The sequence below is a fragment of the Streptomyces sp. NPDC022910 genome, from assembly GCF_055561075.1.
Map to the genome: position 1 here is coordinate 1 of NZ_JBVHHL010000083.1, position 25,398 is coordinate 25,398.

Consider the following 25,398-nt stretch of genomic DNA (forward strand, 5'->3'; position numbering starts at 1 on the left):
CACCCCGACGACATGACCACGGATCCTGCCGCACCCACCCGCGACCTGTCACATCGTCAGGAGCCATGCAGGTCACCGACCTTCTGAATGCTTACGATCCGAGAGCCGGGACGGCAGGAGGAAACGCTGGAGGCATTCGCTCATCGCCCGCTGCTGCGCGCTCAGCTCGACCCGACGCACCGTCGCTCCCAGCAGCCCCGCCATCATGCCGAGAAGGGTCCTCTCCTCGGGCGGGAAGCCGCGCGGCCCGGAGAACTCGAGGCAGCACACCGCGACCACGCGCCCGGTGGCGCCGAGCGGCAGGTCGATGAACTGCCGGTCGCCGGTGAGCGGCAGGTACAGCTCGGCTAGCGACTCGTCGGCCGAGAAGGAACCCGTGCGCGAGTGCCCGGTCAGGAACTTCGGGCGTCCGCGGAACGCCTCCGCCGCCGGTGTCCGGTCGTCCATCCTGGCACCGTGCAGAGCGCGGGCCATGCCGGAGGAGGCACCGCTGTGCCCGAGGACCCACAGCCGGCCCTCGAGGGCCGACACCAGCGCCAGCGCCCGGGCGCGCAACGGGTCCATGACGCAGTACCGGGCGGCCTGCACCACCTCTTCGATGGTCGTGGCCCGGTTGAGCAGCTCCGCCAGGCGGCGCAGCGGGAACATCATGCTCGTGCCCGCGGAGCCCGGGATGTCACCCAGCCCCCAGCCCGGTACGCACACAGGTGTATGAGGGTCGTCACGTCCCGGTGGCACCAGCATCGGCATCGGACCGGCCGCCACGGCCACCCCGTCGTCGGCCAGCCCGGCCAGTGCCACGGCCAGCCGGTTCGCGAGACCCCGCAGCTCCGCGCGATCGGCAGCCGTGAAGGCGCCGTCCGTCTCCAGCCGCAGCACGGTCAGGGCGCCGAAGCGCCGGTCGGCCGTGACGACAGGGGCCGACACGGCGACGTAGGGATACGGCAGATGCTGTTCCTGGCCCGGGTCGGCGGGATCCGGGTCCAGCAGTACGGCCGTTTCCCCCGTCAGGACAGCGCGTACCGTGGCGGCGGGCACGTCCAGCCCCATCCGCCCCGGCAGCGTGAACAGCGACGGCGGACTTCCGTCGGCCAGCGCGAGGCGGAGTTCGCCGCGGCGCTCGTCCAGCAAGTAGACACCCGCCGACACGGCGTTCAACCGGTGCCTGGCCGCACCGGCGGCGCGGTGGAGGGTATGGCCGAGATCCGTTCCGCGCATGTCCCCGGGCCCGTTCCGCCGCCGCTGATCTGGTGCTGCACCGCTGCTCGTCACGAGACGGCTCCCTCCAGCGAGATGCTGGTCATCGACTGTCATCGACCGGTCGTCGAGAGGTGCTCTGCCGTATTCGGTGATAAACAATTATTCGGCGGCCGGGAGGTTCCGCTATTCGGCGGCCGGGAGGTTCCGCGCGAGCCGTCACCCGCCGTGGGCGGTGCCCCGGTCCAGGCGCCCATGTCGCTGGACGACAGGGGGCCCGCGCCGTCACGGCCGCGGCGCCGAGTCGGTGCCCGTCCTGAACGTGGAGGACCGGTCGGCCGTGGTGGGACGGCGAGAACCTCTTCACCCGGACGACGAAGCGGCCCGCTGTCAGCTTCACCGTCCGCTCCGATACGTGTGCCTGTCGCGTCCCGGTGCCCGGTTGCTCTCTGGTTGCTGGACTGGCTCGCCCCTTCGAAGATTGTGGGCGGGCGCAGACCGTCGTGCGATCACCCCCGGTCCTTCGTGGGCCGTGAAGCAGCAGGGCGAGATCGCCGACGGGTGGCTCAGCTTCGGCAGCGTGGTCCTCGTCGGCCTCGCCATGGTCGCCCTGGTCGTCTTCGTGGAACAGGGCCAGCGGCGGGTTCCCGTGCACTACGCGAAGCGGATGACGGGGCGCAAGTCGTACGGCGGGACGGCGACGTACATCCCGCTGAAGGTGAACCGGGCCGGCGTGGTCCCCGTCATCTTGCCTCGTCCCTTCTTCACATCCCGACGCTGGTCGCACAGTTCCCGCACTTGTACGCGGGCTGGGCGACGTGGATCACACGGAATTTCGTCCGTGGCGACCATCCCTTCTACGTCGTCGCCCATTTCCTCCTGATCGTGTTCTTCGCCTTCTTTTACGTGGCGATCACGTTCAATCCGGAGAAAGTGGCGGGAACATCAGGCAGGCCGGCGGATTCGCTCCCGGCATCCGGGCCGGCCGGCCCACGGCCGAGTACCTCGGCTACGTCCTCAACAGACTGACCCGGCCGGGCTCGCTGTACCTGGGCCTGATCGCGCTGGTGCCCACCGTGGCGTTCGCCGGTCTGGGCGGCGCCAACCAGCTCACCGGCACCAGGATACTGATCACGGTGAGCGTGGGCCTGGAGACGGTCAAGCAGATCAACAGCCAGGTGCAACAGCACAGTTACGAAGGCTTCCTCCGCTGACGACACCGCTTCAGCGACCCCCGCTGACGACACCGCTTCAGCGAGCCTCGCTCACGGCGCGGCCCAGCTCCGACGCAGGGAAGCGGTCGAGCATGCCGCGCAGTTCCTCGGCGTCCACGTTGGTACCGAAGGGTTCGGTGCCCGGCTGCAGCCGTATGCCGGCGGCGAGCGGGCCGGCGATGACGGGGTCGAAGCCGAGGGCGTGGACGAGGTGCGCGACCGTGGCCCTGCCGTCGGGGTCGTCACCGGCGAGGGCGATCGCCTTGCGGTCGGCCGCCCCGGCGGGCCGGGCCTCGTCCTCAAGGTCGTGGTAGCCCATGTGGTTGAACGCCTTGACCACGCGGGAGCCCGGCAGGAACGCCTGGACCAGTTCGCTGGTGGACGTGCGCGGGTCGGTGAAGTCGTCGCGTATCCCGTCGACTTCCCACCAGTAGTTCATGGCGTCGACGACGAGTTTGCCGCGCAGCGCTTCCACCGGGACGTTGCGGTACTTGCCCAGGGGGAGGGCCAAGATCGCCACGTCGGCCTGGGCCGCGGCCTCCTCCGCGGTGACCGCGACCGCGCCGGGGGCGAGGATCTCCACGGTGAGAGCGATCGCGTCGGCCTCGCCCGACCCCGCGATCAACACCGGGTAGCCGGCCGCCACCGCGAGCCGGGCCAGTACGGTTCCCACTTTTCCGGCGCCCAGGACGCCGATCGTACGGACGTCTGTGATGTTCATGGCGCTCCTTCGCGTCTTCCTTCGAGTCCTTCTCGTCAGCCGGCCAGCATGTCGCGGACCAGGGGGATCACCTTGGTGCCGTACAGCTCGACCGCGCGAAGGCGGGCGCTGACCGGTTGCGGGCCCGCCGTGTAGATGAGGTCGAACCGGCCGACGCCGAGTGTGCGGACGGCCCGCGCGATCCTGCGCGCGACCGTCTCAGGCGAGCCGACGTAGAGGGAGCCGTGCTCGATCTCGGCCTGGTACTCCTCGCGGCGCAGCGAAGGCCAGCCGCGCAGTGCGCCGATGCGGTCGCGGATCTCCCGGTACGGCTCCCAGAACACCTCCCGGGCTTCCTCGTCGGTGTCGGCAACGAAACCGGGGGAGTGCATGCCCACCGGGTGGGGAGTGGTGCCGAACTGGGCCGCGGCGCGCTGGTACAGGTCCATGTAGTGGGCGAAGCGCTCGGGGGAGCCGCCGATGATGGCGAGCATCAGCGGAAGCCCGTAGTGCGCGGTGCGCATGACCGACTGGGGTGAGCCACCGACACCGACCCAGGTGGTCAGGTGGCCGGACTCGGTCGGGGGATAGACCTCGGCGTTCTCCAGCGGAGCCCGCACGGTGCCCCGCCACGTGACGGGCTTCTCCTGGAGCAGTCGCACGAAGAGGTCGATCTTCTCCTCGAACAGCTTGTCGTAGTCGGCGAGGTCGTAACCGAACAGGGGGAACGACTCCGTGAAGGAGCCGCGGCCGAGAATGACCTCGGCCCGGCCGCCGGAGAGCGCGTCGACCGTGGCGAAGCGCTGGAACACCCGGACCGGGTCGTCGGAGCTGAGCACCGTCACGCCGGAGGACAGGCGGATGCGCCCGGTGCGCGTGGCGATACCGGCGAGCACGGTCTCCGGGGTCGACACCGCGTACTCGGGGCGGTGATGCTCGCCGAGCGCGAGGACGTCGACGCCGATCCCGTCCGCGAGTACAGCTTCGTCGACGACCTGCCGGATCGCCCTGGCGTACGAGACCGGAGCACCGGAATCGTCCACCGGCACGTCACCGAACGTGTCCAGGCCGAAAACCAGATCAGACACGGGTGGGCTCCTTACTGAGCAGTTCCCGCACGCGTGGGGCGACTTCGCGGCCCATCAGTTCGATCGTGCGGGTGCGGGCCTGCCGGGGCAGGTGCATGATGTCGTATTTGAGGTCGAAGCAGCTGAGGCGCAGATCACGGGCCGTACGAGCGATCTTGCGGGCGACGGCTTCCGGGGCCCGACGCCTCGGCGAGCGCGGCCTCCTCGACCAGCAGCCGAACCGTCTCGGCGTCGTCGAGGACGCGGCCGTCGTCCGTCGCGACCTCTCCGAAGGAGTTGAGCCCGACATCGAAGGGCGTGGCCGTCATGTTCCCTCCTCCGCCGGCTCGACTGTCCGGCATATTTCTTGACGCATCAAGTATCCGTCGATGTGGTTGACGTGTCAATTAGGAGGAGTGGGCTGAGCGGGTTCGCGAGGGACGCGGCGGGTCCCCGGCCACGGCGGTACGAGGCTCAGTCGCCGTTCTCCAGCCCGCTGACCTCCGCCAGGAGCTCCACGGACCTCAGCCACGCCCTCCGGTCCACCGCCAGGGACGCGACGATCAGTTCGTCGGCCCGCGCGGCCTCGGTGAAGCGGTCGAGGTAGTCCCGCACCTCGGCCGGAGGCGCTGCTGCTGGGCCGGCGCGCCGGCATCGATCTGGGCGTCCTCACGGACGTCCTGGCCGTGGGCCCCGCCTCGTCCGCCTTCGTCCGCCGGGATCTGCCCGCGCTCGTGGCCGGAGACTACCTCCCCGCATACGGCCCGGACCGCATCCACGACCAGTTGGCGGCGGTCACCGCCCTGGCGGAGCGGTGCAGGTACTCCGCACGCCGTCGCGGACACCGTCCGGCGCCTGCACGAGGAGGCGCTCGAATGGTACGGGCCCGTCGACGGCGAGCTGCCGGCGGTGGCACTGCTCGAAGAGAGGGCCGGTACGCTGCTGCGCCACCCGGCTGCGACCACCGGCTGACGTCGCGCCGCCACGGGCGGGGCCGGGCATCGCGGCGCGGTCCGCCCCGCTGCCCGCCGCGGCGTCCGAGTGCACGCCAAATCTTCACACAAGCGCCCACACATGGGGAGGTTTCGTACGTCGCGGGAGTCTCTCTGAACCCGGCACGCCCCTCCGGGCGTTCAACGAGAGGCGGGCCCTACCCGGGCGGCATCGGTTGTCTGACGAAGACACTCGGCACGAGTGCGAAGAAGTGAGCTCATCATGGCCATAGTCACAACGCAGCGACGGGTCGTCATCGTCGGCGGGGGGTATGCGGGAGTACGCCTGGTGCGCGAACTCGACGCGGACGCCGACGTCACGCTGATCGACCTCAAGGAGGCGTTCTTCCATCGCGTCGCCTCGCTACGGGCCAGCGCCGACGAGGAATGGACGTACGCCCCCTTCATCCCGTACGACTCACTCCTGGCCAACGGCCGTGTCGTGCGGAACAAGGCCGTCGGCATAGCGACCGCGGAGCGTGAGGTGATCCTCGCCACAACACCGCGTGCCGTACGACGTTCTGGTGATCGCGACAGGCGCCGACTACCAGGAACCGGCGCGCTTCACCGGCAGCACCGTCGAGGATGCGGCGGCGTCCTTCCGGAGCCACCAGCGCCGCGTCGCCGGGGCTCGGAGCATACTGGTGATCGGGGGCGGCCCCTCCGGGGTGGAACTGGCGGCGGAACTGCGGCGGGCCAACACGTCGGCCACGGTGACCCTCGCGCACCGCGGCCCCAACCTGCTCAACCACCACGGCACCGGTCGGATGGGCCGTCAGGCGCGGGCCTGGCTGGAGCGGCACGACGTGAGGGTCCTGCTCAACACCCTCGTCTCCTCCGCCGGCGGCATCGTCCGGCTGCGCGACCAGGCGGGCAGCCCCCTCGCTGCCGACGTCGTGTTCTGGACGACGGGCACCACTCCCAACACCCTGTGGCTTCGCCTGGCGGGACTCGGCACATGGCTCGACGGGAGCGGTCATGTCAAGGTGGACACACACCTGAGGGTGCTGGGACAGCGGGACGTCTTCGCGGTCGGTGACGAACAACGACGTGTCCGAGGCCAAGCTCAGCCCTTCAGCGGTCGCGCAGGGGGAAGCCGCGGCGCACAACATCCGCATGGCCGACGTCCTGCTGGGGCAACTCGGAGCGGCCGGCGGCGCCCGTGACGACATCGCCCTGGTCATCGTCCGGTTGTGACGGCGTCGGCCGTGGCTCAGAGCCGGGTCCGGCCGCCGCTGACCTGGTGGACCGGGCCGGTGACGAAGGACGGCGGACCCGAGACCCTTCAGCAGCATGGGGATGGGCAGGCGCAGTCGCTGCGCGACCTCCAGGATGTCCTCGATGTTCTTGTGGTTCATCATCATCAGCGTGTTGTTCAACAGCTTGCCGAGCTGGCCCGAACCGGCCCCGCCCATGTAGAGGACGTCCTTCGAGAACGACTCGAAGACAGGGCGGTAGCGACGGGCCGCCTCGGCGTCGCCGCCGACGATGGTCGTCAGCGTCTTCGCCAGGGCACCGGCGCGGGCGCCGCTCACCGGAGCGTCCAACACCCCGACATTCCGCGTCGCGCAGACGTGGGTCAGCTCCTACGTGCCGCCGGAAATAGGGGTGGCCATGGTGTTCCTCTCGTACCTCTGCTTGGAAAGCTCTCTTGCTTCGGAATGCCGGACGTCGTTTTCGAAGGCGGCCCCGAGTGATGTCCATCCTCGAGGCGCACCTGCTGAGGTGGGAGGTCCCTGACGTTCCTGGGAGTGGCAGGGACAGGCACGTCACTGTTCTCCCGGAATTCCGTGCCGTGTCGATGAGGGTGTTCCGGGTACTCACTGGGTGCACGCAGCCGTCCGGGACCGGATGGCGCGCCAGGTCGGCGGACTGCTCGGTTCGGAAGATGGAGTGGTCATGACGCAGCATGGGGATCCTGCGGCCCCTGCCCGGCGATCGGAGGAACCCGAAGTCCTTCCGGCGACGGCGAAGCCCGGGCCACCGCAGCAGCAGGAGTCGCGGCGACAGGAGCGGGAAGGACTGCCCCCTGATCACAGCCAGGCGATTCTCGAGGCGACCAAACGGGTCGGCGCCCTGCTGAAACGGAAGGGACACGCGTTCGCCCTGGCCGGGAGCGTGGCCGTCTACGCGCACGGCGGCAGCGAGAACCTGCAGCACGACGCCGATTTCTGCGTGCAGCCCGACGACGCGGAGGCAGTCACGGCCACGCTGCGCGACGCGGGCTTGACGGTCTACCGGCCGCCCGAGGACTGGCTGATGAAGGCCCAGTGCTTCGCCCAGGACATCGACATCATCTTCGAACTCGCGCACCGGACCGTCGGCAGGGACATGCTCGCCCGGGCGCAGGAACTCTCGGTCGACTCCGTGCGCATGCCGGTGCTGGCCCCCACCGACCTGCTGTGGAGCCTGATCGCCGCCTTTTCGGAACACCACTGCGACTTCGGCGCGGTCCTCCCCGTCGCCCGCGCGCTGCGCGAGAAGGTCGACTGGGAGCGGGTGCGGAAGGAATGCGGGGACGAGCCCATGCCGGCCGCGTTCTTCTTTCTTCTCGAACGCCTGAACGTCATTGCCCCGCAGAAGGAGACGTCATGACCCAGCACAGCGGCGAGCGGACGGCATCGAGTGCCTCGGGCGCTCCGAACACGGAGTACCGCGTCGCCCACCTCCTCGAACGTCTTGCCGCCGGGCACCCCGGCGAGCTGGGGGTGCGGGTCGAGGTCCGTGGTGAGGCGGTGACGGTGACCGGCACTGTCGCCTCCGAACAGTGTCGCGAGGAGATCCTGGGCATCGTCCGCGACGAACTGGCCGGAGTCCCGGTCCACTGCGACATCGTGGTCGCGGAGAGCTCCGCGCCCGACCACGCGGAGGAACTCGCATGATCCGGGTCGCAGCCGTCGGAGACATCCACATGGGACCGGAGAGCCAGGGCACCCTCCGTCCCGCGTTCGAGAGCCTGCCCGAGTGCGCCGACATATTGCTGCTCGCCGGGGACCTCACCCGCCACGGCACCCCGGAGGAGGCCCGGGTCGTGGCACAGGAGATCCAGGATCTGGCGGTCCCGGTCGTGGCGGTCCTGGGCAACCACGACCACCACGACGAGCGCCCGGAAGAGGTCGCGGCCATCCTGCAGGACGTGGGCGGCGCACGGGTCCTCGAGGGCAGCGGAACCACTGTGACCTGCGGTCGCACACGCGTCGGTGTGGCCGGTACCAAGGGGTTCGGCGGCGGCTTCGTCGGCCGCAGCGCCGGGGAGTTCGGCGAGCCGCTGATGAAGGAGTTCGTACGGTGCTCACGCCGGAGCGCCGACGCCCTGCGAGAGGCCCTGGAAGAGCTGGGCGAGCAGGGCTGTGACATGCGCATCGCCCTCACCCACTATTCCCCCGTGCCGGAGACGCTGGCCGGCGAACCTGCGGAGATCTATCCGTTCCTCGGCACCTACCTGCTGGCCGAAGCGATCGACACGGCAGGCGCGGACCTTGCGGTGCACGGGCACGCGCACGCCGGCACGGAACACGGCATGACGAGTGGCGGCGTCAAGGTGCGGAATGTCGCGCAGCCGGTCATCGGGCGAGCTTTTCGGGTCTACCACCTGAAGATGCCCGAGCCGGCCGCTGCCGATGTGCCCCCGGGCCTGTTCACGTGACCAGGATCTCGCGGTTCCCATGGCCGGAAAGCCGGGCCTTCCTGATAGGAATGTCGAACAGCTGTCGAATAGCTGCCCGATTTCGCGTAGGAAAGCCTGCTCATGGTCCACGAGAGCACCCCCGACCACCACATATTCGAGATGGATCTCACCGTCGACGAAGCGCGTCGGCGGGCGGAGTTCTTCGCGGCGATGGAACCAGACTGGGACCCGGTGGCGGCCCTGGAGGAGCAGGACGCGGCCTACCGCATGCTCTACTCCGGTCTCGACGACCACCAGCAGGAGATCTACGACCGCCTCGTGGCCGCCGGAGTCCTGCCCGCCGACCTCGGTAACGGCCGTGCTGCCGATTGATCCCGACGCCGACAGGGCACGCCGGGCCTGGCTGCCCTGCCCGCGCTGCCGGGACCACGAGCACTGCGAGTTTTGCCTGGCCGGCCGCACGTGTCGGCACCACTGGCGCTATCTGCTGTCCAGCGCCGGACATGTGGTCCACCTGCAGTGCCCGAACTGCACCTACATCTGGTTTGAGGACACGGCCACCCGACGCGGGCCGTCGTAAACCAGCATCTGGGTGTTTGAGCAGGTCAGGGTCATGCTGGGTCACGCCAACTGGCCCGTGGTCTCCGAACGCCGCAGCGCCGATGTCGTCGACACCGCCGAGGTACCGAGCGGGCAATCGCCGAGCGCCATGGCGCCGGGCCTGTGTTCCGCGCTTGAGCCGGCTGCGAAGCCCTGGGCCTGCCGGTGCCGCTGGATGACCGGGCCCGGCCGGCATCTGCCGGGCCGTGCGGCCCGGCAGACTCCCCCGTCACAAACTGCCGCTAACTGCGACGCCCTGCCGGATCGTGAGCGATCGTGTGGTCTTCGCCGGGGACCGGCGTGGAGCCGGGGTGTCCGGCGCCTGCGCCCGCTGTCGGCTCCGGCCGGTCCGCGTGCCCCGGCCACCACGCCGTGTGGCCGATCAGCGCCGTGAAACTGGGCGTGAAGAACATCGCCATCACGAAGGCGGCGATGGCGATGCCGAAGGAGACGGCGAAGCCCATCTCCGTGAGCAGCGAGTTGCCCGCCAGCATCATCGTGGCGAAGGTCGCAGCCAGGATGAAGCCGGCCGCGGCCACGGTCGGCCCGGCGTGCCTGAGGGCCATGCCGGCCGCTTCACGCGGCTCGCGGCCCTCGCCTCGCGGGCCTCCTCGCGGAGCCGGGCGATCATGAGGATGTTGTAGTCGGTGCCGATGGCGACCACGAAGAGGTACATGATCACCGGGAGCATGAACATCAGACCCGAGTGTCCCTGACCCTCCTGGAAGATCCAGACGGTGGCGCCGAGGGTGGCGCCGAAGCCGAGCCCCACCGAGGCGATCAGGTACCAGGGGGCGACCACGCTGCGCAGCAGCAGTCCCAGGATGACCATGATCAGGACGGCGGCGACGGGGAAGACCGTCCGGTAGTCGTGGTTGACCGCGGTGTCGATGTCCTTGTAGATCGAGGACATGCCGCCGACGAGAGCCTCGGTGCCGTCCGGGGCGCCCGCGTGGGCGACGTCGCGCACGCGGCCCACGGCGTCGATCGCCTTGTCCGTCGACGCCTCGTACTTGAGCGTGACGGTGAAGTCCGCGGTCGTGCCGTCCCTGTTCAGCTGGGTCATGCGGGCACTCGCGACGCCGTCCACGGCGCCGAGCTTCTTCGCATACGCGGCGAAGCCGGTCTTGTCGAGCGGCTTGCCGTCGGTGCTGGAGAGGTAGACGTCGGTGGGTGCGGCGGCGCCTGCTGAGTACGCCTTCTGCATCTCGTCCTGGACGACCATGGACTCCTTGGTCTTGGGCATGGAGCCCGACGCCAGGTCGAACGTGGCCTTGAACCCGAACGTCCCCAGGGACAGCGCGATCAGGACGAGGCCGGAGATCACGGCGGTCAGCGCCGGGCGGCGCTGCACTCCGCGCCCCAGGGCGGCGAAACGGGCGGGAGGAGCACGACTACGGGGTGGTGGGCGCGAGCCGGGCACGGCTGCGCAGGGGTGAGGGCAGGGAGCGGCCGGCCGTTTCAGGGCAGGAACGTGCCGCCGACCGTGACGGAGATGTCGAGGACCAGGGGCTCGGTGCGGTCGGCCAGGTCCGGGCAGAGGGCGTCGAGCGCCGCGCACAGGTCGGCGTACTCGGTGATCCGGCGGGCCGGGCAGCCGAGGGACTCGGCGAGGCCGGCCACGCTGACCTCGCCGAAGGCGGGCCACGGCGGCTTGCCGCCGTGCTGCTCGGCCAGCTTGTCCATGACCGCGTACCGGCCGTTGGAGAGGACGACGAAGACGGCGCCCACGCCGTAGTGCACGGCCGTCCACAGGGCCTGGATCTGGTAGAGCGACGAGCCGTCACCGACGACGGCGACCACGGGGCGGCGCGGCTGTCCCATACGGACGCCGACCGCGGCCGGCAGTGCGAAGCCGAGGCCGCCCATGGCGGCGCTGAGGAAGCCGAGCGGTGCGCGGGCGGGCAGCAGGGCGTGCAGGTCGGGACGGGAGGAGGGGGTCTCCTCCACGACCACCGTGTCCGTGGGCAGGCGCTCGGCGAGGGCGGCCAGGACATGGGCGGGAGTCAACGGCTCACCCATGGCGGGGGGATCTGGGTGCGTGGCCCGCCGCAGCGGCTCGGGCTCGGCCGCCGTCGCCCTGGCCGGCGTGCGCCGGGCGAGGCGGTCGCAGAAGTCGGGCAGGGGCGTGACGACGGCCAGTCCGGCGGGGGAGTGGTGGGCCTCGGCCGGGTCGTCCGTGACCACGATCACCCGGGTGTCGGTCAACTTCCCCGGCGCGTAGGGATATTGGCGCAGGAACGGAGCACCCACACACAGCACCAGGTCGTGCCCGTCTAGCACGGCGCGCAGCCGGGGCCGGTCGGCGGGCAGGTGGCCGGCGAACAGCCGGTGGTCCTGCGGGAATCCGGCGCGTGCCCCGAAAGGCTCCTGCCATACGGGGCAGTCGAGCCGTTCGGCCAGGGTGCTGAGCGCGGCCCAGGTGTCCCTGGTGTCCGCGCCCGCTCCCACCACGAGGACCGGCGACGCGGCACGGGCGAGCAGGCGGGCGACCTCGGCGACCGCCTGGGGGTCGGCGGCTGCCGGCCTCCGGACGGCCGTCGGTGCGGCAGGGGGCAGGTCCTCGGCCGGTTCGGCCCAGTCGTCCATGGGGACGAGGACCAGCGCCGGGCCGCGCTCCTGACGGGCGGCGTGCACGGCCCGCCCGATCGCGCCGGGCACGTCCTGGGCGCGCACCGGTGACTCCACCCGTACCGGGTAGTCCCCGGCCAGCCCCTCCAACCGCCCGGCGAGGAACGGCTCCTGTGCGAGGTGGCGCCGGTCCTGCTGGCCCACCAGCACGACCAGAGGCGCCCGGTTGACCCGTGCGGTGGCCAGCGCGCCGACCGCGTTGCCAAGGCCGGCGGTGGTGTGCAGCAGGACCAGCCCTGGCTGCTCGCGGGCGAGCGCCCAGCCGGTGGCGGCGCCCACCACCGAACCCTCGTGCAGCGCCAGGACGAACCTGAGGTACTCGGGCAAATCGGCGAGTAGGGAGACCTCCGTGGAGCCCGGATTGGCGAAGACGGTGGTCAGCCCGTGCAGACGCAGTACGTCGAAGGCGGCGTCACGGACGGTGCGGGTCATGATCGTCGGCCCGGTCACGACTGGCCGTCCCGGCTGGGGACATGGCCGCCCAGGGTCACGTTCGACCGCAGCCACGCCGTGAGGGCCTCGGTGAGGCCGGCGTCGGAAGCGGCGGCCCCGCCGTCCTTGCGGACCAAAGTGATGCGTTCGACGACCTGGAGGTGGTAGTCGCGGACCACGGAGGCCGCGTGCCGGGGATCGCGGGAGGCGATCGCGGCCACGATCCGCATCCGCTCGGTGTGGAGGGCACCGGCGACCCCTCCCCAGTCGCCGCCCTCGCCGCCGGACAGTTTCACGGCGAGCCCGAGCTGCATCTCGGTGATGAACCGGCACAGCCCGGCGAGCAAGGGGTTGTGCGAGATGTCGGAGAGGGTCCCGAAGAAGTGCTGCAGCGCGGCGACCGACCGCTCCACGCCCTCAGCGGCGGGAATGGCTTCGGCGGCCTCGCGCAGCCGGGCCACCTCTTCGTCCGAGGCGTGCTCGGCGGCCAGTTCTGCGGCGTAGGCGTTGAGTGCGCCGAGCAGGCCGAACACTTCCCGGGCGCCGACCTTCTCGACCTGGACGACGGAGGCGATGGACACGGCGAGCAGGGTGTCGCCCTGCGCGGTGACGATCGCCCTGCTGCCGTTGCGGGTGTTGACCAGGCCCATGGCGGTCAGCACGCGGATGGCCTCGCGGACGGTGGGGCCGCTGACGTCGTAGTACGCGGCCAGCTCCCGTTCGGCGGGCAGGCGCGAGCCGTCGGGCAGGGTGCCGCTGAGGATCTGCGCGCGCAGATCCTCGACGATCTGGTCGGCCACCCGACCGCGGAAGATCTTCGCCGGGGTGTGAGGCACGGACAATGTCGCTCCCAAGGGTGTCCCGGCCGAGATGGCCGGGCCAGGATGGTCCATTCAACGGTAACCTACCTAGTAGGTTGACTCAAGGTCTTCAGCGCTCTGACTGGCTGGGCCGGATGAGAAGGTGGCTCACGGCCGCGTGGGCCGGGCGGATCCTCCTCCGCCGCGGCGAGCAGGTGGGGCGGGGCGGCGTGTACGCAGTGCAGGGTGCCGAGCAGGTTCCTGCACCGTCTGCTCCCAGTCGGCGAGCCGGGCGCCCAGCATCGGTCCTGGCCGGGCCGTCCCGGCGTTGTTCACGAGAATCTCCAGCCGCCCCAGGTGTCGACGGCGCCCTCGACCGCCCGGCGGGCCTGGTCCGCGTCGGTCACGTCGGCCACCACCGGCAGGGCCCGCCCGCCGGCGGCCCTCAACTGTGCGGCCAGTGCGTCCAGGCGATCCTCGCGCCGGGCGGCCACCAGCGCGACGGCCGAACCGCGGGCCGCCAGGGTGGGGGCCGCGGCAGCGCCTATGCCGCTGGACGCGCCCGTGACCAGCGAGACCGTCCCCTTCAGATCTGTGTCGCTCACCTCTGTGCTCCTTCATTTTCGATGAGAGCTCGCCACCTACCTTGACATAAACCTACTAGGAAGGTTTTTTGGATGGCGAGCGACGACCGGAAGTCATCGAAGAGGCCGCGCAGCGGTCCCGACCGCGCGACAGCCGGACCGCCCGATCGCCGTCAGTCATCACGCCCGCTCCGCCCGAGCTCCGGGCCGCGCGGACACCACACGGGCGAGCACCCGATCACGGAGGACACCGATGAAGATCGCGCCGTTCGACGAGAACGCGTACAAGATGGACCACCCCAGGGGGACGGTCTCGTTCAACTACCTGCTCATGGGAGACCGGGACAAGCCGCTGGAGAACTACCGCTACATCCTGGGCCGCCAGGAGGCCGACTTCCTCATGCCCCGGCACTGCCACACCTTCGAGCAGATCCGTCTGCCGCTGGTGGGCGACATGAACCTGGGCGAGCAGGGCATCCTGCGCGAGGGCGAGGTCGGCTACTTCCCCGAGGGCCAGACCTACGGCCCCCAGGACGACAAGCTCACCGACCCCAAGCAGCTCCAGCTCGTGCTGCAGTTCGGTGGCGCCTCCGCGCTCGGCATGAGCGCCGGCCGTGGCCGCGGCCCGGACAACAAGGAGGCGCAGGCCGAGCGCCGCGCCCGGCGGGAGCAGAAGTTCCCCAAGCCGCGCTACAACGGCGTGGTCATCAGCAACCCGGACCACTTCAACTGGCTGCCGGTGGCCGGCTGGCCGGGGGTGAAGCGCAGGCACATCGGCACCTACACCGAGCGGCAGTTCTGGATCGAGTTCGTCAAGATCGAGACCGGCGCCGAATGGATCTCCGAGAGCGAGAACGCCAAGCGGCTGACCGTGGTGCTCTCCGGTGGGGGCACGGTGGAGGGGACCGAGATCGGCAAGCTCGGCGCGGTCGAGGCCGACCCGGGGGAGAAGGCCCGCTACACCGCGACAGAGGAACTCGTGCTTTTCACCGTCGGCCTGCCGCCGATTCAGCTCCCTGTCGAACCGGACGACGACAAGTTCGTCACCATCGTCACCGACGGCGGCATCCGCTTCGAGAACCCCAAGGACGCCGACAACGGCTGAGCCCTTCGGCGTCGGGCGGTGTCCCGGGACGGCGGTCCTTCCCGAGCCCCCTCGGCCCTCGCGCCGAGGTGCGGCGCGGGCCGTCCGCGCCGGAGCCTCCACGGCCGCTTCGCGCGTCGGGCCGCCCCGCCCCGGCCGGCGCCGAAGAACCGTGCTTCCGGTCCGACCGGCCTGCCCGCGCGGCGCCGCACCTGACTCGCCCGTCCCACACGGAAAGCTCCCCTCACCCAGTGAAAATTGCCTCGCGGCGGACTCCCTTCGGCGATCGGCTCTGCTTCGCCGAAGTCGTTCCGCACCACCTCATCGACATCCAGGCCGCCTTCGTACGACGGCTGGAGACCGACGGCGTCCACCGGGACGATGCCCTGGCCCGCTCCGGGTACGCCGTCCCCGGCGATCTGCCCTCCTTGCTCCAGGTCGACCCCCAACTCGCCTCCCTGCGACGCCTGTTCGACTGGATCGCCGGGCACGCCGACACCGGCGTACTGGACCAGGACTGTCTGTGGTCCGACGAGCCCAGGCGGCTCGGACCGCCCGTCGGGAAGCCGCACACCGTCTGGTGCATGCTGGCCAACTATCCGCGCCGGCCATCCGCCCCCGGCCAGGAGCCGCCTCCCCGGCGAGGCCTTCAGGGCTGTCTCAAGGCACCCGGTGCCCTGGCCGGCCCGTACGACGAACTGCGCCACCCCGCGATCAGCGAGCAGGTCGCCCCGGAGATGGAGCTGGCCGTCGTCATAGGTCCCCGCTCGGGCCGCCTCACCCCCGACAACGCCCTGCGCGCGGTGGCCGGTTACGTCGGTTTCTGCGACGTCGGCTCACGGGACGTCTCGGAGCGGGACAACAACCGCATGGACCGCGGCAAGGGCTTCGACACCTATGGGATCTGCGGCCCCTGGTTCGTCACCGCCGACGAGATCCCCGACCCGCACGCGCTGCGTATCCGCCAGTGGGTCAACGGTGAGGTACGCCAGGACGGCAGCACCGCCGAGATGTTCCACACCATTCCCGAGCAGCTGGCCTGGCTCACCGCTGCGCTCACCCTCGCGCCCGGAGACGTGCTCTCCACCGGCACCCCGCCCGGCCATGGCCCCGTGCGGCCCGGCGACGTCGTCCGCGGCGAGATCGAGGGGCTCGGAGTCATCGAGAACAAAGTCGTCCCGGGCGACTGAGCGACCGGAGGTCACCATGTCCCAACCCCGTCTGCACATCATCGTGGGCAGCACCCGCCCGGGCCGCCGCGGCCCGGTCATCGCCGACTGGTTCCACGCGCTGGCCCTCCGGCACGCCGGCTTCGACACCGAACTCGTCGACCTCGCCAAGGTCGGACTGCCCCTGCTGGACGAACCCCGTCCTCCCCAGCGCGGCCAGTACGAGCACGATCACACCCGGCGCTGGAGCGAGACCGTGAGCGCCGCCGACGCCTTCGTGTTCGTGGTGCCCGAGTACAACCACAGCTACAACGCCGCCACCAAGAACGCCCTCGACTACCTGGCCAAGGAGTGGCAGGGCAAGCCGGTCGCCTTCGTCGGGTACGGCGGAGTCGCCGCGGGCGCCAGAGCCGTACAGGCCCTGCTTCCGGTCGTGATCGCCCTGGGCATGGTGCCGGTGGCCGGTGCTGTGCACATTCCCTTCGTCCGGCTGTCGTTCACCGCCGACGGCACCTTCGAACCCGCCCCCGGTCTCGTCGAGAACGCCACCGGCGTGCTCGACGACCTGCTGCGGGTGACCACCGCGCGCTCCGCGAGCCGGTCCACCACCCCGGTCGGATGAGCGCCGATCCGGCCGCGGTGGCCGCCGACGAGGTGGCGGACGAGCGGCGCGGCCCCCGGATCGCCGTCAGTCAGAAGGTGGCCGTCTGCGTCGTCTACGTGGCCGGGCTGTTCCTGAGCACCCTCGACATGACCATCGTCAACGTCGCCCTGCCCACCATCGGCCGCGCCTTCGACGTCCCCTCCACGGCCGTCGACACCGTGTCGATCACCTACCTGGTGAGCCTTTCGGTCTCCGTACCGGCGTCCGGATGGCTCGGCGACCGCTTCGGCGGCAAGCGCACCCTGCTGACGGCCGTCGCCGTCTTCACGCTCGGTTCGGCGCTGTGCGGGACGGCGCAGAGCCTCGGTCAGCTGGTCGCCTTCCGGGTGGTGCAGGGCGCGGGCGGCGGGATGCTCGCCTCGGTCGGCATGGCGATGCTGCTGCGCACCTTCGCCCCGCACGAACGGGTGCGGGCTTCGGCGATCCTGAGCATCGCCAACGGCCTCGCCCCCACCCTGGGCCCGGTCCTGGGCGGCGTCCTGGTCACCCAGGTCTCCTGGCGGGCGATCTTCTACGTCAACGTGCCGGTCGGCGTCTTCGCAACGGCGTTCGGCGCGCTGTGCCTGCGCAATCAGCCCGCCCGGCCCACCGAGCGGTTCGACCTGACGGGGTTCCTGCTCGCCGCATCCGGTTTCGGGCTGGTGATGTACGGCATCTCGGAAGGTCCCGCGCAGGGCTGGAGCACGTCATCCGTGGTCGTCGCCTTGGCTTGCGGAGCCGTCCTGGCCACCGCGATGGTCACCGTCGAACTCCGCAAGCGGTCCCCGATGATCGACGTACGGCTGCTGAAGGACCGTCTGTTCGCGTCCGGCACGACCGTGATGACGGTGGAGTCGGTGACCTTCCTGGGCAGCCTGTTCACCCTCACCCTGTACTTGCAGGACGAGCGGGGCATGACCCCGATGACCGCGGGCCTCACCACCTTCCCCGAGGCGCTGGGCGTGGTCACCGGCTCACAGCTCGCGAGTCGTGTCCTCTACCGACGGCTGCGGCCGCGCCGGCACCTCGTGCTCGGCGCGGGCGGAACCAGCGCGACCGTCGCCGCGATGGGCCTGCTGCTGCGGGCGGACTCCGGCCTGTGGCTGGTCGTGCCGCTGCTGTTCTGCCTGGGGCTCGCCGTCGGCCAGGTCTTCGTGGGCACCCAGTCCGCGTCGTTCGCGACGGTGTCCTCCTCGTCCTCCGGCCGGGCCTCGACGCTGTTCAACGTCGGCCGCAGGCTCGGCGGAGCCCTCGGCGTCGCGGTGGCCACCACCGTCCTGGTGACGGCCGGCACGACGGGCACGGACACCGTGCCGGGCATGTCCGGCTACCGCGCCGCCTTCCTCGCCCTGGCCGCACTCAACCTGCTCGGCCTGTACGCGGCCACCCGCGTCAGCGACACCGAGACGGCCAACACCATCCCCCAATCCCTCTCCGACCGACCCATCCTCAAGAAAGAGCAGGAGAAACAGCCATGAGCGCACTGACGCTGACCCAGGCGTCCGAGATCGTGGACGCAGCTCTGAGCCACGCACACGAACTGGGCCTGCGCCCCCTGACCGTCACGGTCCTCGACCCCGGCGGCCATCCGCTGGTCGTCAAGCGCGAGGAACGCGCGGGCATCCTGCGCCCGCAGATCGCCCACGCCAAGGCCTGGGGCTGCCTCGGCACCGGCCAGGGCGGCGCCGCCGGTGCCCGGCACGCCACGCGTGACCCCGCGTTCTTCGCCGCCCTCGCCAGCATCTCCGAGGGCCGCGTCGCCTCCTCCAAGGGCGGCGTGCTGATCCGGGACGAGGACGGCGAGCTACTCGGCGCGGTCGGCGTCAGCGGCGACCGGCCCGACAACGACGAGGCCGTCGCGGTCTTCGGCGTCGAGAAGGCCGGCCTCGTCGCCGACGTGGGCTGACCTGCCGCGCGTCAGGGCCGGGACCGGAGCTCAGGACGGTCCCGGCCCGTACCGGAAACGGATGTGGCTCCGCCGCACGAGCCGCATTCCCCGGTGGGGCGCTCCCGCGCCCCCACGGCATCGAACTCCCCGTACAGATAGCCGATGGGAAACAGAGGTACACCATGGCAAAGACGCCGGAAGACCTCACCGCACCACGTGACACGCCCGGCGGCAAGGGACGCTCCGGGCTCTCCGAAACCGCCGAACTCACGCCAGGGCGCCGCGCCCAGGCCCTCGCCGTCTGCATCGCCGCAGCTTTTCTGACGCTCCTCGACGTGAGCATCGTGACGGTGTCCCTGCCGTCCATGGAGCACCACCTGCACCTGTCGTCCTCCCAGGCGACCTGGTCGATCGCCGGATACACCCTGACCTTCGGACTGGTGCTCATCCCGAGCGGCCGGCTGGGCGACGAGTTCGGCCGCCGAAAGGTCTTCCTCGTCGGAATGGCGCTGTTCACCATCACGGGCGTCTTGTGTGGGGTCGCACCCGACGCCACCTGGCTCGTGGCGTCACGACTCGCCCGTGGCGTCGCGGCCGGCCTGGTGGCGCCCCAGGTCGTCGGCCTGCTGCACCAGATGTACCCGCCGCGTGAGCGTGGCCGCGCCTTCGGCTATTACGGCGCGACGGTCAGTCTCTCCACGGCCATCGGCCCGCTCTTCGGCGGCGCCATTCTCCAGGGCTTCGGCACGGCCGACGGCTGGCGCTGGATCTTCTACCTGTTCATTCCGCTGGACCTGCTCGCCCTGTTCCTGGCCGGCCGCCTGTTGCCGGAGGGACGCAGGACCGAGCGGCCCAGTAGCCTCGACCTGGTCGGCATGCTCGTGCTCGGCGTCGCCGTCACCGCCGTGATGCTGCCCCTGCTGCAGAGCGGCAACTGGGCGGACCGCCGCTGGTGGCTGGCCTGGACCGGTCTCGCCCTGCTGGCCGTGTTCGTCCTGTGGGAGCGCGGCGTCGCCCGGCGCGAGAGGCAGCCGCTGGTCGACCTGAACCTGTTCCGCGAGCGGACCTACTGGGTCGGTGCCCTGGTCGCCGCCGCGCTCTACGGCGGGTTCACCGGCATCTTCATCGTCCTGTCGCAGTTCCTGCAACAGGGCATGCACTACTCCCCGCTGAAGGCGTCCCTGTGCACGGTGCTGTTCACCGTCGGCTCGGCCGTCTTCGGGATCATCAGCGGCCGCGTCGTCCACCGCGTCGGACGTCCACTGGTCATCGTCGGCACCGCACTCACCGCCGTGGGTCTGGCGGCCGACGCCCTGATCGTGGGCCAGTCCTCCGTGGGCGACAACATGTTCCTGCTGACGGCCCTGCCTCTGCTGGTAGCGGGTTGCGGCGCTGGATGCGTCATCGCCTCCAACCAGACGCTCGCCCTCCAACTGGTGCCCCGCGGGGAGGGCAGCACCGCGGCCGGTGTCTACCAGACGGGCATGAAGATCGGCACCTCACTGGGCACGGCACTGGCGAGTTCCCTGTACTTCAGCCAACTCCTTGCCACGCACCGCGACTTCCCCGCCGCGGCGCGTACGGGCCTGCTGGGCGCGGCCGCACTGGCCTCCGTGGCCTTCCTCGTGGCCCTGCCGGGGCTGACCATCCGCGGCCGACAGGGCACGCAGTCGATGGTGGGCGTCATGGAGGAGGTCGAGCCGGCCAGGTGAGCCGGTGCACGAAGGGGCGCCCCGGCCGACGGGCAGCGCCCCTTCGGCCGCCTTGACCTGCAAAAAGCAGGCAGGGAGCAGGCGAATCGGGAGTTTCTTCGTGTTTCGTACAGTATTCAAGTCCGACATCTGGCGTCCAGGTATATGCGCAGGTCAGGGCTTTGTTGATCGGGTTCGGGTCAGCAAACGGTCAGCCTGGCACCTCAGCGGGCCCCTGGCGCGCCTCATGGCGATACTGGAGCAGTCGACGCTTCGACCGGGCAATGCCGGATGGACGCCGTCCGTGACGAAGGGGGAGTCGCTCCGCAACCGGTACCGGGCCGGCGTGGACTGTCTGCCACGAAGGGGCCGATGGCGGTTCCTTCTCCGTTGGGCCAGAGGCCGCCACGGAACGGGCGTTTGAGCGTCCCGGGACGGGTGTCTCTTGCTTGTGGCGGGCGGCCGTCAGAGTCGACAGAACCTGGCGTGCAGCTCGACTCGTTTGCCGTTACGGTCCTGACCAGGGAAATCACCATGGCTCGGGCCACAATGCGTCCTGTTGGAGAGAGTGTGAACCCAGGCCAAGGTCCCCGGCGGATGGAGAGCTGGAACTCTGAGCGCGGAGCCCGCCGGGTGGCCCTATTCCTCCACGTGAGGCCCGCGGCACCGGCCGTCCCGGTCGCGCCTGTCGACTGGGGCCGGGACATCCACAGGCAAGGTTGGCGAGTGTGAAGGGCGTGCGTACCGGCTGATGAGTGCGGACCGGATGCTCGCCGGGCTGTGTAGCCGCAATTCGGGCGTCGTGCCGGGCTCGCTGTTGTCGCGGGATGGGAGAGGGTCTCCGGGCATGACGGAACCGTCGCCCGGGGCCGGATCGCCGCGCGTTGTTGACCGCGGCGGACACCGCGCGGGTCTCCAGGTAGCCATAGGCGGGGCCGACCGGCAGTGCGCAGAACTCGTCCGGGTCCTGGCGCGCGGCGTCGAACCAGGCGCCGTAGTAGGCCCGGGCGATGGTCAGCGGCGTGCGCGGGTGGATGTCGCAACCGACCGGACACAGCAGCGCGATACGCAAACGTTACACGCCGGCCACCCCACCATGGTCGAGACCGCGATCACCCGCTTCGGCAAGCTCGACGTACTGGTGTGCAATGCCGGCATCACCAGCGTGATGCCGATCCAGGAGCTGAGCGAGGAGGAGTGGGACGCCGTCCTGACGACCAACGTCAAGGGCATGTTCACCCTCGTCAAGCACGCGGTGCCGCACATGATCGCGCAGGGCGGCGGGAAGATCGTGACTCTCGGCTCCGAGATGGGCATCGTCGCGGTGCCGGAGTCACCCGCCTACAACGCCAGCAAGGGCGCGGTGATGGTGAGGGCGGCGTCGAACCCGTCGCGTGCCTTGGTCGACCAGTTCGGGTCGTGGTAGTCGATGACCTCCATCGCTCCCAGACCGAGCAGGCGCTCTGCGGCGGCAGGAGACGCGGTCGCGGTCACCTCGATGCCCTTGGCCGCGGCGAGCTGGACGGCCAGGGCTCCGGTGGCCCCGCCTCCGTTGGTGATCAGGAGCCGCTGTCCTCGGCTGAGGTCCAGCTTCTCCAGGGCTTGCAACGCGGTGAGTCCGTTGACCGGCAGCGCCGCCGCGTGCACGGCATCCAGCCCGGGTGGGCAGGCTGCCGTGTGATCCGCGTTGATCAGAACGCGTTCGGCCCAGAAGCCGCTTCCCCCGGGCAGCGGGGCCTCGTGCGCGAGCACCCGGTCGCCTACGGCAAACCCGGTGACACCCGCGCCGACGGCCAGCACCTTGCCCGCGCCCTCCACTCCCAGCGCCGCCGGGGGGCGCAGCCCCACGTCCCAGCCAGCGCCGTTGAGCAGTTGGGCCGCCCACTGGGTGACGGGGCGAACATCGATACCAGGTCGATGACCTGATGCGACTCCTTGTGGGTGCGGCGCAGCGAGCCCTGGGCGGCAAGGGCCACCATCGGTGCGCTGTTGGTCATGGCATCGGCGGTGCCGAGCAGCAGGTTGATCGCGCCGGGGCCCAGCGTGGCCGAGCAGACCCCGGCTCGGCCGGTCAGACGTCCGTAGATCTCGGTCATGAACGAGGCGGCCTGCTCGTGGCGCACCAGGATGTACCGGATTCCGGAGCCGCTCAGGGCGTCGACGAAGCGGATGTTCTCCTCCCCGGGGATCCCGAAGACGTACTCGACGCCTTCGGCTCGCAGACAGCGCACCACAAGGTGTGCGACGTCGTCCGCTGCTGCCGTGTTCCGCGACTCGGCCGCGCCTTCGGTGCTCATGAGGCGAACCTAGGTACACCTGCCCGTCCGGGCCAGTCGTCCGCCGCCGACCGGGGCGTGGACCGCTGCGGCCGTCTGGAGACGTTGTGGTGGCGGCTTCCGCGGTCGGACCGCACGCTGGCGAAGTGAGAACGGGCCGCCATGCACAGAGCGGCGGCAGAACTCCGGGAGGCCCATGTGACCACCTCGTCGCCTGCCACCGACGCACCGTCGGCCCGGTACGATGACCTGCGGGCCTTGGTGATCAACTGCACCCTGAAGCGCTCGCCGGAGACGAGCAACACCCAGGGGCTCATCGACCGGAGCACCGCCATCATGGACGCGCAGGGCGTACACGTCGACGTCGTACGGGCGGTGGACCACGACATCGCGACCGGTGTATGGCCCGACATGAGGGAGCACGGCTGGGAGACGGACGCCTGGCCGGACCTGTACCAGCAGGTCCTGGCGGCCGACATCCTGGTGCTGGCCGGGCCCATCTGGCTGGGCGACAACAGCTCCGTGACGAAGCAGGTGATCGAACGCCTCTATTCCTGCTCCAGCCTGCTCAACGAAGCTGGCCAGTACGCCTATTACGGCCGCGTCGGCGGCTGCCTGATCACCGGCAACGAGGACGGCGTCAAGCACTGCGCCATGAACGTCCTCTACAGCCTGCAGCACCTGGGTTACACCATCCCTCCGCAGGCGGACGCCGGCTGGATCGGTGAGGCGGGCCCCGGCCCTTCCTACCTCGACCCCGGCTCGGGCGGCCCGGAGAACGACTTCACCAACCGCAACACCACCTTCATGACCTGGAACCTGCTGCACCTGGCCCGGGCGCTGAAGGACCTGGGCGGCATCCCCGCCTACGGCAACCAGCGCACCGCCTGGGACGCCGGCTGCCGCCGCGACTACGAGAACCCCGAGCACCGGTGACGTGATGACGAAAAACCGGCGGGCGGCCGTCGGGGTCGGCCCCGCCCAGCGGGTCCCAGCGCCGGGCACTGGGCCAGAAGCGTGGCCGGGGGTGGCCCAAGCATGTGCGGACCGGTGGGACGGCTGCGGCGGCGTGGGCGACCGTCCATAGCCGAGGGCGGTGCACCGCCCCGGGCTGCTGCCCCCGCCCCCGGGGCCGTTCCGGCCGGAGTTCTGGCGCAGTCCGATCCGCGGGCCCTGGCTGACCTCGGTGTTCGGCTGATCCTCCTCGACCGGCTGCCGGGCGGAGAGAGGCTGGCAGCCGGTTCTGCTGATGGACGGCAAGATCGGCATCGGAGGGGTCTGCTCGGCGGGACACCTCCGGTCATCGCCCTGCCCCCCGAAGGGCCCGCGCGAATGCTCCAGGCACCGGTCGGGGTACCGCTGGGCGTCAACGATCCGTGCGGCGCAGGGGTGCCGTCCCGGCAGGCGACCCAACCGGTACCACCGGGCTCCACGTTGGCCGTCTATATCGACGGACTGGTCGAAAGGCCCGGCACCGACATCGAGAAGCAGATCGACACCCTCGCCCGCACGCTCGACTTGGCGCTGAAAGGAGTACCCGCGTACCCGCATGGTTCCCGAACGCTGAAGCCCCTGACCCATTCCAGCCGCTCGTGCTGCGGCAGGTACGCCCACCGGGCGCCCAGCGGCTCACCCCCGGCGAATGCAGCTCACCGGTCCCGGCTGGGCGTCGCGCCGCCGCCCTGCATCTCGCCCCGCGAAGGCGGTCTTTCCCTGAGCCCTGTCCTGGTCGCCTTCGCCATCCGCGCTGCGGCGTACTGGCTCCTCGGCCGGCCGAACAGGGCCGACGGGCGGAGTCGGCTCACCTGGTGAAGCGTGAGGAGCCGAGGTTCACCAGGTGACCGACCATGCTGATCTGCACACCGTCCGAGGTGGCGCGCGCCGCGGTGAAGCCGACGTTCTCGGGGAGCTGGACCCGCCAGGTGGCCGACGGCTGTTCGGCCCCAGGGAGGCTGAGGGAGATTTCATTTCCCTGGGCGAGCAACGTGCCCGTGCTGTTCAGCTCGCGCCCGCCGGCGGTGCCCGTGACCTTGACCCGAGCGGCCTGCCCCGTCGACCCCGCGGTCTGCGAGATGTGGATGGGGCCGCCGCTGCCCGCCAGCCGTGTGACCACGCCGGACAGCGCCTCGTACGAGAGCGTCAAGGTGCCTGCGGCGAGGTTCGCCTCGGCACTGCGTGCGGTCAGGGAGGCCACCTGCACGCCGTGCAGGTCGAGCTGGAGCTGCTTGACGGGCAGGTAGCCACCCTGGGCATTGTTCGTGGTGTCGATGGTGAACTGTCCCGCATTCAGGCTGACGTGGTCGAAGTTCTGGCTGAACGCCTGGGTCAGGAAGGGAAAGCCCTCGATGGACACCTCCAGGTGTCCGTCGGTGGAGTTCTGGTAGCCGTACTTCTCTGCGGCGAGGTGGGTGGCCTCCTTGTCGGCGTAGTGCACGGCGACCCGGTCCGCGACGGTGAAGAGAACGGCCAGCACCACCACCGTGATCGCGAGGACCTTGACCCAGCGACGCCTCATATTTGTCCCCCGTTGTGCCGACCTCGGCCGAACATGATCAGTCCATAACCGATCATGCACGGTCGGCGGCTTGGGTACCAGCCTTGCGAAGAGGGCGAGAGGTTCGCGGCATCCGCGACAGGCAGGTCAGACCTGGGTTCGCGTCACATGTGGGCCGCCAAGGAGGCATCAAAGAGCCGTCCGGAACACACTTGTGAGGTGCCCCGAAGTTTCCGGACAGGGACCCAATAGGATCTCTACGTAAGGAAACGAGAGGCAAGACGTGGCACCACCCAGTAAGTACTCGC

Annotated in this window: 25 protein-coding genes and 4 pseudogenes; 16 read left to right on the top strand and 13 right to left on the bottom strand. The window is 70.3% G+C overall.

What is annotated here, in order from left to right:
• Nucleotides 1-72: 72 nt before the first annotated feature.
• Nucleotides 73-1,218: a GAF domain-containing protein gene (locus tag ACZ3TS_RS38980; RefSeq protein WP_467626988.1), complete on the bottom strand. Its 1,146-nt coding sequence runs from the start codon at nt 1,216-1,218 to the stop codon at nt 73-75.
• Nucleotides 1,219-1,714: 496 nt separating this feature from the next.
• On the opposite strand from ACZ3TS_RS38980, the pseudogene ACZ3TS_RS38985 reads away from it, so the two are divergent.
• A pseudogene (locus ACZ3TS_RS38985) lies at nt 1,715-2,411 on the top strand (preprotein translocase subunit SecY); the annotation flags it as partial.
• Between the two features lie 37 nt (nt 2,412-2,448).
• On the opposite strand, the gene ACZ3TS_RS38990 reads toward ACZ3TS_RS38985, so the two are convergent.
• The 4 genes from ACZ3TS_RS38990 to ACZ3TS_RS39005 all read right to left on the bottom strand — a co-directional run bounded on the left by ACZ3TS_RS38990 (nt 2,449) and on the right by ACZ3TS_RS39005 (nt 4,793).
• Nucleotides 2,449-3,132 carry an NADPH-dependent F420 reductase gene (locus ACZ3TS_RS38990; protein WP_467626990.1) on the bottom strand — a complete coding sequence of 228 codons (684 nt, stop codon included), beginning with the start codon at nt 3,130-3,132 and terminating at the stop codon, nt 2,449-2,451.
• Between the two features lie 35 nt (nt 3,133-3,167).
• Nucleotides 3,168-4,199 (bottom strand): LLM class flavin-dependent oxidoreductase, encoded by a 1,032-nt coding sequence (locus ACZ3TS_RS38995; RefSeq protein ID WP_467626992.1) that lies wholly within the window; start codon nt 4,197-4,199, stop codon nt 3,168-3,170.
• A gap of 134 nt (nt 4,200-4,333) precedes the next feature.
• A complete protein-coding gene (locus tag ACZ3TS_RS39000) occupies nt 4,334-4,507 on the bottom strand; it encodes a hypothetical protein (protein ID WP_467626994.1) in 174 nt (57 codons plus the stop codon).
• Between the two features lie 145 nt (nt 4,508-4,652).
• Nucleotides 4,653-4,793, bottom strand: a complete 141-nt coding sequence (locus ACZ3TS_RS39005) for a hypothetical protein (protein WP_467626996.1) — start codon at nt 4,791-4,793, stop codon at nt 4,653-4,655.
• Nucleotides 4,794-5,676: 883 nt separating this feature from the next.
• Here ACZ3TS_RS39005 and ACZ3TS_RS39010 point away from each other — a divergent pair.
• Nucleotides 5,677-6,336 carry an FAD-dependent oxidoreductase gene (locus ACZ3TS_RS39010; protein ID WP_467626998.1) on the top strand — a complete coding sequence of 220 codons (660 nt, stop codon included), beginning with the start codon at nt 5,677-5,679 and terminating at the stop codon, nt 6,334-6,336.
• A gap of 303 nt (nt 6,337-6,639) precedes the next feature.
• On the opposite strand, the pseudogene ACZ3TS_RS39015 reads toward ACZ3TS_RS39010, so the two are convergent.
• Nucleotides 6,640-6,720 (bottom strand): annotated as a pseudogene (locus ACZ3TS_RS39015) (NAD(P)-binding domain-containing protein); the annotation flags it as partial.
• Nucleotides 6,721-7,069: 349 nt separating this feature from the next.
• Between ACZ3TS_RS39015 and ACZ3TS_RS39020 the strand changes: the two are divergent.
• The 5 genes from ACZ3TS_RS39020 (at nt 7,070) to ACZ3TS_RS39040 (ending at nt 9,378) form a co-directional block, all read left to right on the top strand.
• Entirely contained in the window at nt 7,070-7,765 is a 696-nt protein-coding gene (locus ACZ3TS_RS39020) for a nucleotidyltransferase family protein (RefSeq protein ID WP_467627000.1), read from the top strand.
• Entirely contained in the window at nt 7,762-8,052 is a 291-nt protein-coding gene (locus ACZ3TS_RS39025; protein ID WP_467627003.1) for a BON domain-containing protein, read from the top strand. Before ACZ3TS_RS39020 ends, ACZ3TS_RS39025 begins: the two co-directional genes overlap by 4 nt.
• Nucleotides 8,049-8,816 (top strand): metallophosphoesterase family protein, encoded by a 768-nt coding sequence (locus tag ACZ3TS_RS39030; RefSeq protein ID WP_467627005.1) that lies wholly within the window; start codon nt 8,049-8,051, stop codon nt 8,814-8,816. Before ACZ3TS_RS39025 ends, ACZ3TS_RS39030 begins: the two co-directional genes overlap by 4 nt.
• 102 nt (nt 8,817-8,918) lie before the next feature.
• On the top strand, nt 8,919-9,170 hold the full coding sequence (locus ACZ3TS_RS39035) for a DUF6400 family protein (RefSeq protein ID WP_467627007.1): 252 nt from the start codon (nt 8,919-8,921) through the stop codon (nt 9,168-9,170).
• Nucleotides 9,157-9,378 (top strand): hypothetical protein, encoded by a 222-nt coding sequence (locus ACZ3TS_RS39040; RefSeq protein WP_467627011.1) that lies wholly within the window; start codon nt 9,157-9,159, stop codon nt 9,376-9,378. The genes ACZ3TS_RS39035 and ACZ3TS_RS39040 overlap by 14 nt, the downstream gene beginning before the upstream one ends.
• Before the next feature lie 262 nt (nt 9,379-9,640).
• On the opposite strand, the pseudogene ACZ3TS_RS39045 reads toward ACZ3TS_RS39040, so the two are convergent.
• From ACZ3TS_RS39045 to ACZ3TS_RS39060, 4 genes and pseudogenes are all read right to left on the bottom strand, one after another.
• Nucleotides 9,641-10,779 (bottom strand): annotated as a pseudogene (locus ACZ3TS_RS39045) (MMPL family transporter); the annotation flags it as partial.
• An 80-nt stretch (nt 10,780-10,859) separates the two neighbouring features.
• Nucleotides 10,860-12,479 (bottom strand): thiamine pyrophosphate-dependent enzyme, encoded by a 1,620-nt coding sequence (locus ACZ3TS_RS39050; protein ID WP_467627013.1) that lies wholly within the window; start codon nt 12,477-12,479, stop codon nt 10,860-10,862.
• Nucleotides 12,476-13,297, bottom strand: a complete 822-nt coding sequence (locus tag ACZ3TS_RS39055) for a FadR/GntR family transcriptional regulator (protein ID WP_467627015.1) — start codon at nt 13,295-13,297, stop codon at nt 12,476-12,478. The genes ACZ3TS_RS39050 and ACZ3TS_RS39055 overlap by 4 nt, the downstream gene beginning before the upstream one ends.
• A gap of 296 nt (nt 13,298-13,593) precedes the next feature.
• On the bottom strand, nt 13,594-13,866 hold the full coding sequence (locus tag ACZ3TS_RS39060; RefSeq protein ID WP_467627017.1) for an SDR family NAD(P)-dependent oxidoreductase: 273 nt from the start codon (nt 13,864-13,866) through the stop codon (nt 13,594-13,596).
• A 232-nt stretch (nt 13,867-14,098) separates the two neighbouring features.
• On the opposite strand from ACZ3TS_RS39060, the gene ACZ3TS_RS39065 reads away from it, so the two are divergent.
• The 7 genes from ACZ3TS_RS39065 (at nt 14,099) to ACZ3TS_RS39095 (ending at nt 21,746) form a co-directional block, all read left to right on the top strand.
• Nucleotides 14,099-14,950: a hypothetical protein gene (locus ACZ3TS_RS39065; protein ID WP_467627019.1), complete on the top strand. Its 852-nt coding sequence runs from the start codon at nt 14,099-14,101 to the stop codon at nt 14,948-14,950.
• A gap of 230 nt (nt 14,951-15,180) precedes the next feature.
• On the top strand, nt 15,181-16,119 hold the full coding sequence (locus ACZ3TS_RS39070) for a fumarylacetoacetate hydrolase family protein (RefSeq protein WP_467627022.1): 939 nt from the start codon (nt 15,181-15,183) through the stop codon (nt 16,117-16,119).
• A gap of 16 nt (nt 16,120-16,135) precedes the next feature.
• On the top strand, nt 16,136-16,720 hold the full coding sequence (locus ACZ3TS_RS39075; protein ID WP_467627025.1) for an NADPH-dependent FMN reductase: 585 nt from the start codon (nt 16,136-16,138) through the stop codon (nt 16,718-16,720).
• Nucleotides 16,717-18,219: a DHA2 family efflux MFS transporter permease subunit gene (locus ACZ3TS_RS39080; protein WP_467627027.1), complete on the top strand. Its 1,503-nt coding sequence runs from the start codon at nt 16,717-16,719 to the stop codon at nt 18,217-18,219. Before ACZ3TS_RS39075 ends, ACZ3TS_RS39080 begins: the two co-directional genes overlap by 4 nt.
• A complete protein-coding gene (locus ACZ3TS_RS39085) occupies nt 18,216-18,647 on the top strand; it encodes a GlcG/HbpS family heme-binding protein (RefSeq protein WP_467627029.1) in 432 nt (143 codons plus the stop codon). The genes ACZ3TS_RS39080 and ACZ3TS_RS39085 overlap by 4 nt, the downstream gene beginning before the upstream one ends.
• Before the next feature lie 164 nt (nt 18,648-18,811).
• A complete protein-coding gene (locus tag ACZ3TS_RS39090; protein ID WP_467627031.1) occupies nt 18,812-20,341 on the top strand; it encodes an MFS transporter in 1,530 nt (509 codons plus the stop codon).
• A gap of 1,075 nt (nt 20,342-21,416) precedes the next feature.
• The gene (locus ACZ3TS_RS39095; protein ID WP_467627033.1) at nt 21,417-21,746 is read left to right on the top strand and encodes an SDR family NAD(P)-dependent oxidoreductase; all 330 of its coding nucleotides are present in this window, start codon (nt 21,417-21,419) and stop codon (nt 21,744-21,746) included.
• On the opposite strand, the gene ACZ3TS_RS39100 is transcribed toward ACZ3TS_RS39095, so the two are convergent.
• Nucleotides 21,662-22,120 carry an MDR/zinc-dependent alcohol dehydrogenase-like family protein gene (locus ACZ3TS_RS39100; protein WP_467627043.1) on the bottom strand — a complete coding sequence of 153 codons (459 nt, stop codon included), beginning with the start codon at nt 22,118-22,120 and terminating at the stop codon, nt 21,662-21,664. The genes ACZ3TS_RS39095 and ACZ3TS_RS39100 overlap by 85 nt on opposite strands.
• Before the next feature lie 69 nt (nt 22,121-22,189).
• Nucleotides 22,190-22,617, bottom strand: a pseudogene (locus ACZ3TS_RS39105) (thiamine pyrophosphate-binding protein); the annotation flags it as partial.
• A gap of 177 nt (nt 22,618-22,794) precedes the next feature.
• Between ACZ3TS_RS39105 and ACZ3TS_RS39110 the strand changes: the two are divergent.
• Together ACZ3TS_RS39110 and ACZ3TS_RS39115 are read left to right on the top strand one after the other, a co-directional pair.
• Nucleotides 22,795-23,532, top strand: a complete 738-nt coding sequence (locus tag ACZ3TS_RS39110; RefSeq protein ID WP_467627035.1) for a flavodoxin family protein — start codon at nt 22,795-22,797, stop codon at nt 23,530-23,532.
• Nucleotides 23,533-23,634: 102 nt separating this feature from the next.
• A complete protein-coding gene (locus ACZ3TS_RS39115; protein ID WP_467627038.1) occupies nt 23,635-24,408 on the top strand; it encodes a SpoIIE family protein phosphatase in 774 nt (257 codons plus the stop codon).
• On the opposite strand, the gene ACZ3TS_RS39120 is transcribed toward ACZ3TS_RS39115, so the two are convergent.
• On the bottom strand, nt 24,398-25,111 hold the full coding sequence (locus tag ACZ3TS_RS39120; protein ID WP_467627040.1) for an LmeA family phospholipid-binding protein: 714 nt from the start codon (nt 25,109-25,111) through the stop codon (nt 24,398-24,400). The two genes, ACZ3TS_RS39115 and ACZ3TS_RS39120, sit on opposite strands and share 11 nt — an antisense overlap.
• Nucleotides 25,112-25,398: the final 287 nt, after the last annotated feature.

Bases quoted from the DNA above. Each gene is read 5' to 3' on its own strand.
- ACZ3TS_RS38980 (WP_467626988.1), bottom strand. From the start codon at position 1,218: ATGCGCGGAACGGATCTCGGCCATACCCTCCACCGCGCCGCCGGTGCG.
- ACZ3TS_RS39030 (WP_467627005.1), top strand. From the start codon at position 8,049: ATGATCCGGGTCGCAGCCGTCGGAGACATCCACATGGGACCGGAGAGC.
- ACZ3TS_RS39085 (WP_467627029.1), top strand. From the start codon at position 18,216: ATGAGCGCACTGACGCTGACCCAGGCGTCCGAGATCGTGGACGCAGCT.
- ACZ3TS_RS39035 (WP_467627007.1), top strand. From the start codon at position 8,919: ATGGTCCACGAGAGCACCCCCGACCACCACATATTCGAGATGGATCTC.
- ACZ3TS_RS39120 (WP_467627040.1), bottom strand. From the start codon at position 25,111: ATGAGGCGTCGCTGGGTCAAGGTCCTCGCGATCACGGTGGTGGTGCTG.
- ACZ3TS_RS39115 (WP_467627038.1), top strand. From the start codon at position 23,635: ATGTGCGGACCGGTGGGACGGCTGCGGCGGCGTGGGCGACCGTCCATA.
- ACZ3TS_RS39065 (WP_467627019.1), top strand. From the start codon at position 14,099: ATGAAGATCGCGCCGTTCGACGAGAACGCGTACAAGATGGACCACCCC.
- ACZ3TS_RS39025 (WP_467627003.1), top strand. From the start codon at position 7,762: ATGACCCAGCACAGCGGCGAGCGGACGGCATCGAGTGCCTCGGGCGCT.
- ACZ3TS_RS39095 (WP_467627033.1), top strand. From the start codon at position 21,417: ATGGTCGAGACCGCGATCACCCGCTTCGGCAAGCTCGACGTACTGGTG.
- ACZ3TS_RS39090 (WP_467627031.1), top strand. From the start codon at position 18,812: ATGGCAAAGACGCCGGAAGACCTCACCGCACCACGTGACACGCCCGGC.
- ACZ3TS_RS39000 (WP_467626994.1), bottom strand. From the start codon at position 4,507: ATGACGGCCACGCCCTTCGATGTCGGGCTCAACTCCTTCGGAGAGGTC.
- ACZ3TS_RS38990 (WP_467626990.1), bottom strand. From the start codon at position 3,132: ATGAACATCACAGACGTCCGTACGATCGGCGTCCTGGGCGCCGGAAAA.
- ACZ3TS_RS39020 (WP_467627000.1), top strand. From the start codon at position 7,070: ATGACGCAGCATGGGGATCCTGCGGCCCCTGCCCGGCGATCGGAGGAA.
- ACZ3TS_RS39080 (WP_467627027.1), top strand. From the start codon at position 16,717: ATGAGCGCCGATCCGGCCGCGGTGGCCGCCGACGAGGTGGCGGACGAG.
- ACZ3TS_RS39075 (WP_467627025.1), top strand. From the start codon at position 16,136: ATGTCCCAACCCCGTCTGCACATCATCGTGGGCAGCACCCGCCCGGGC.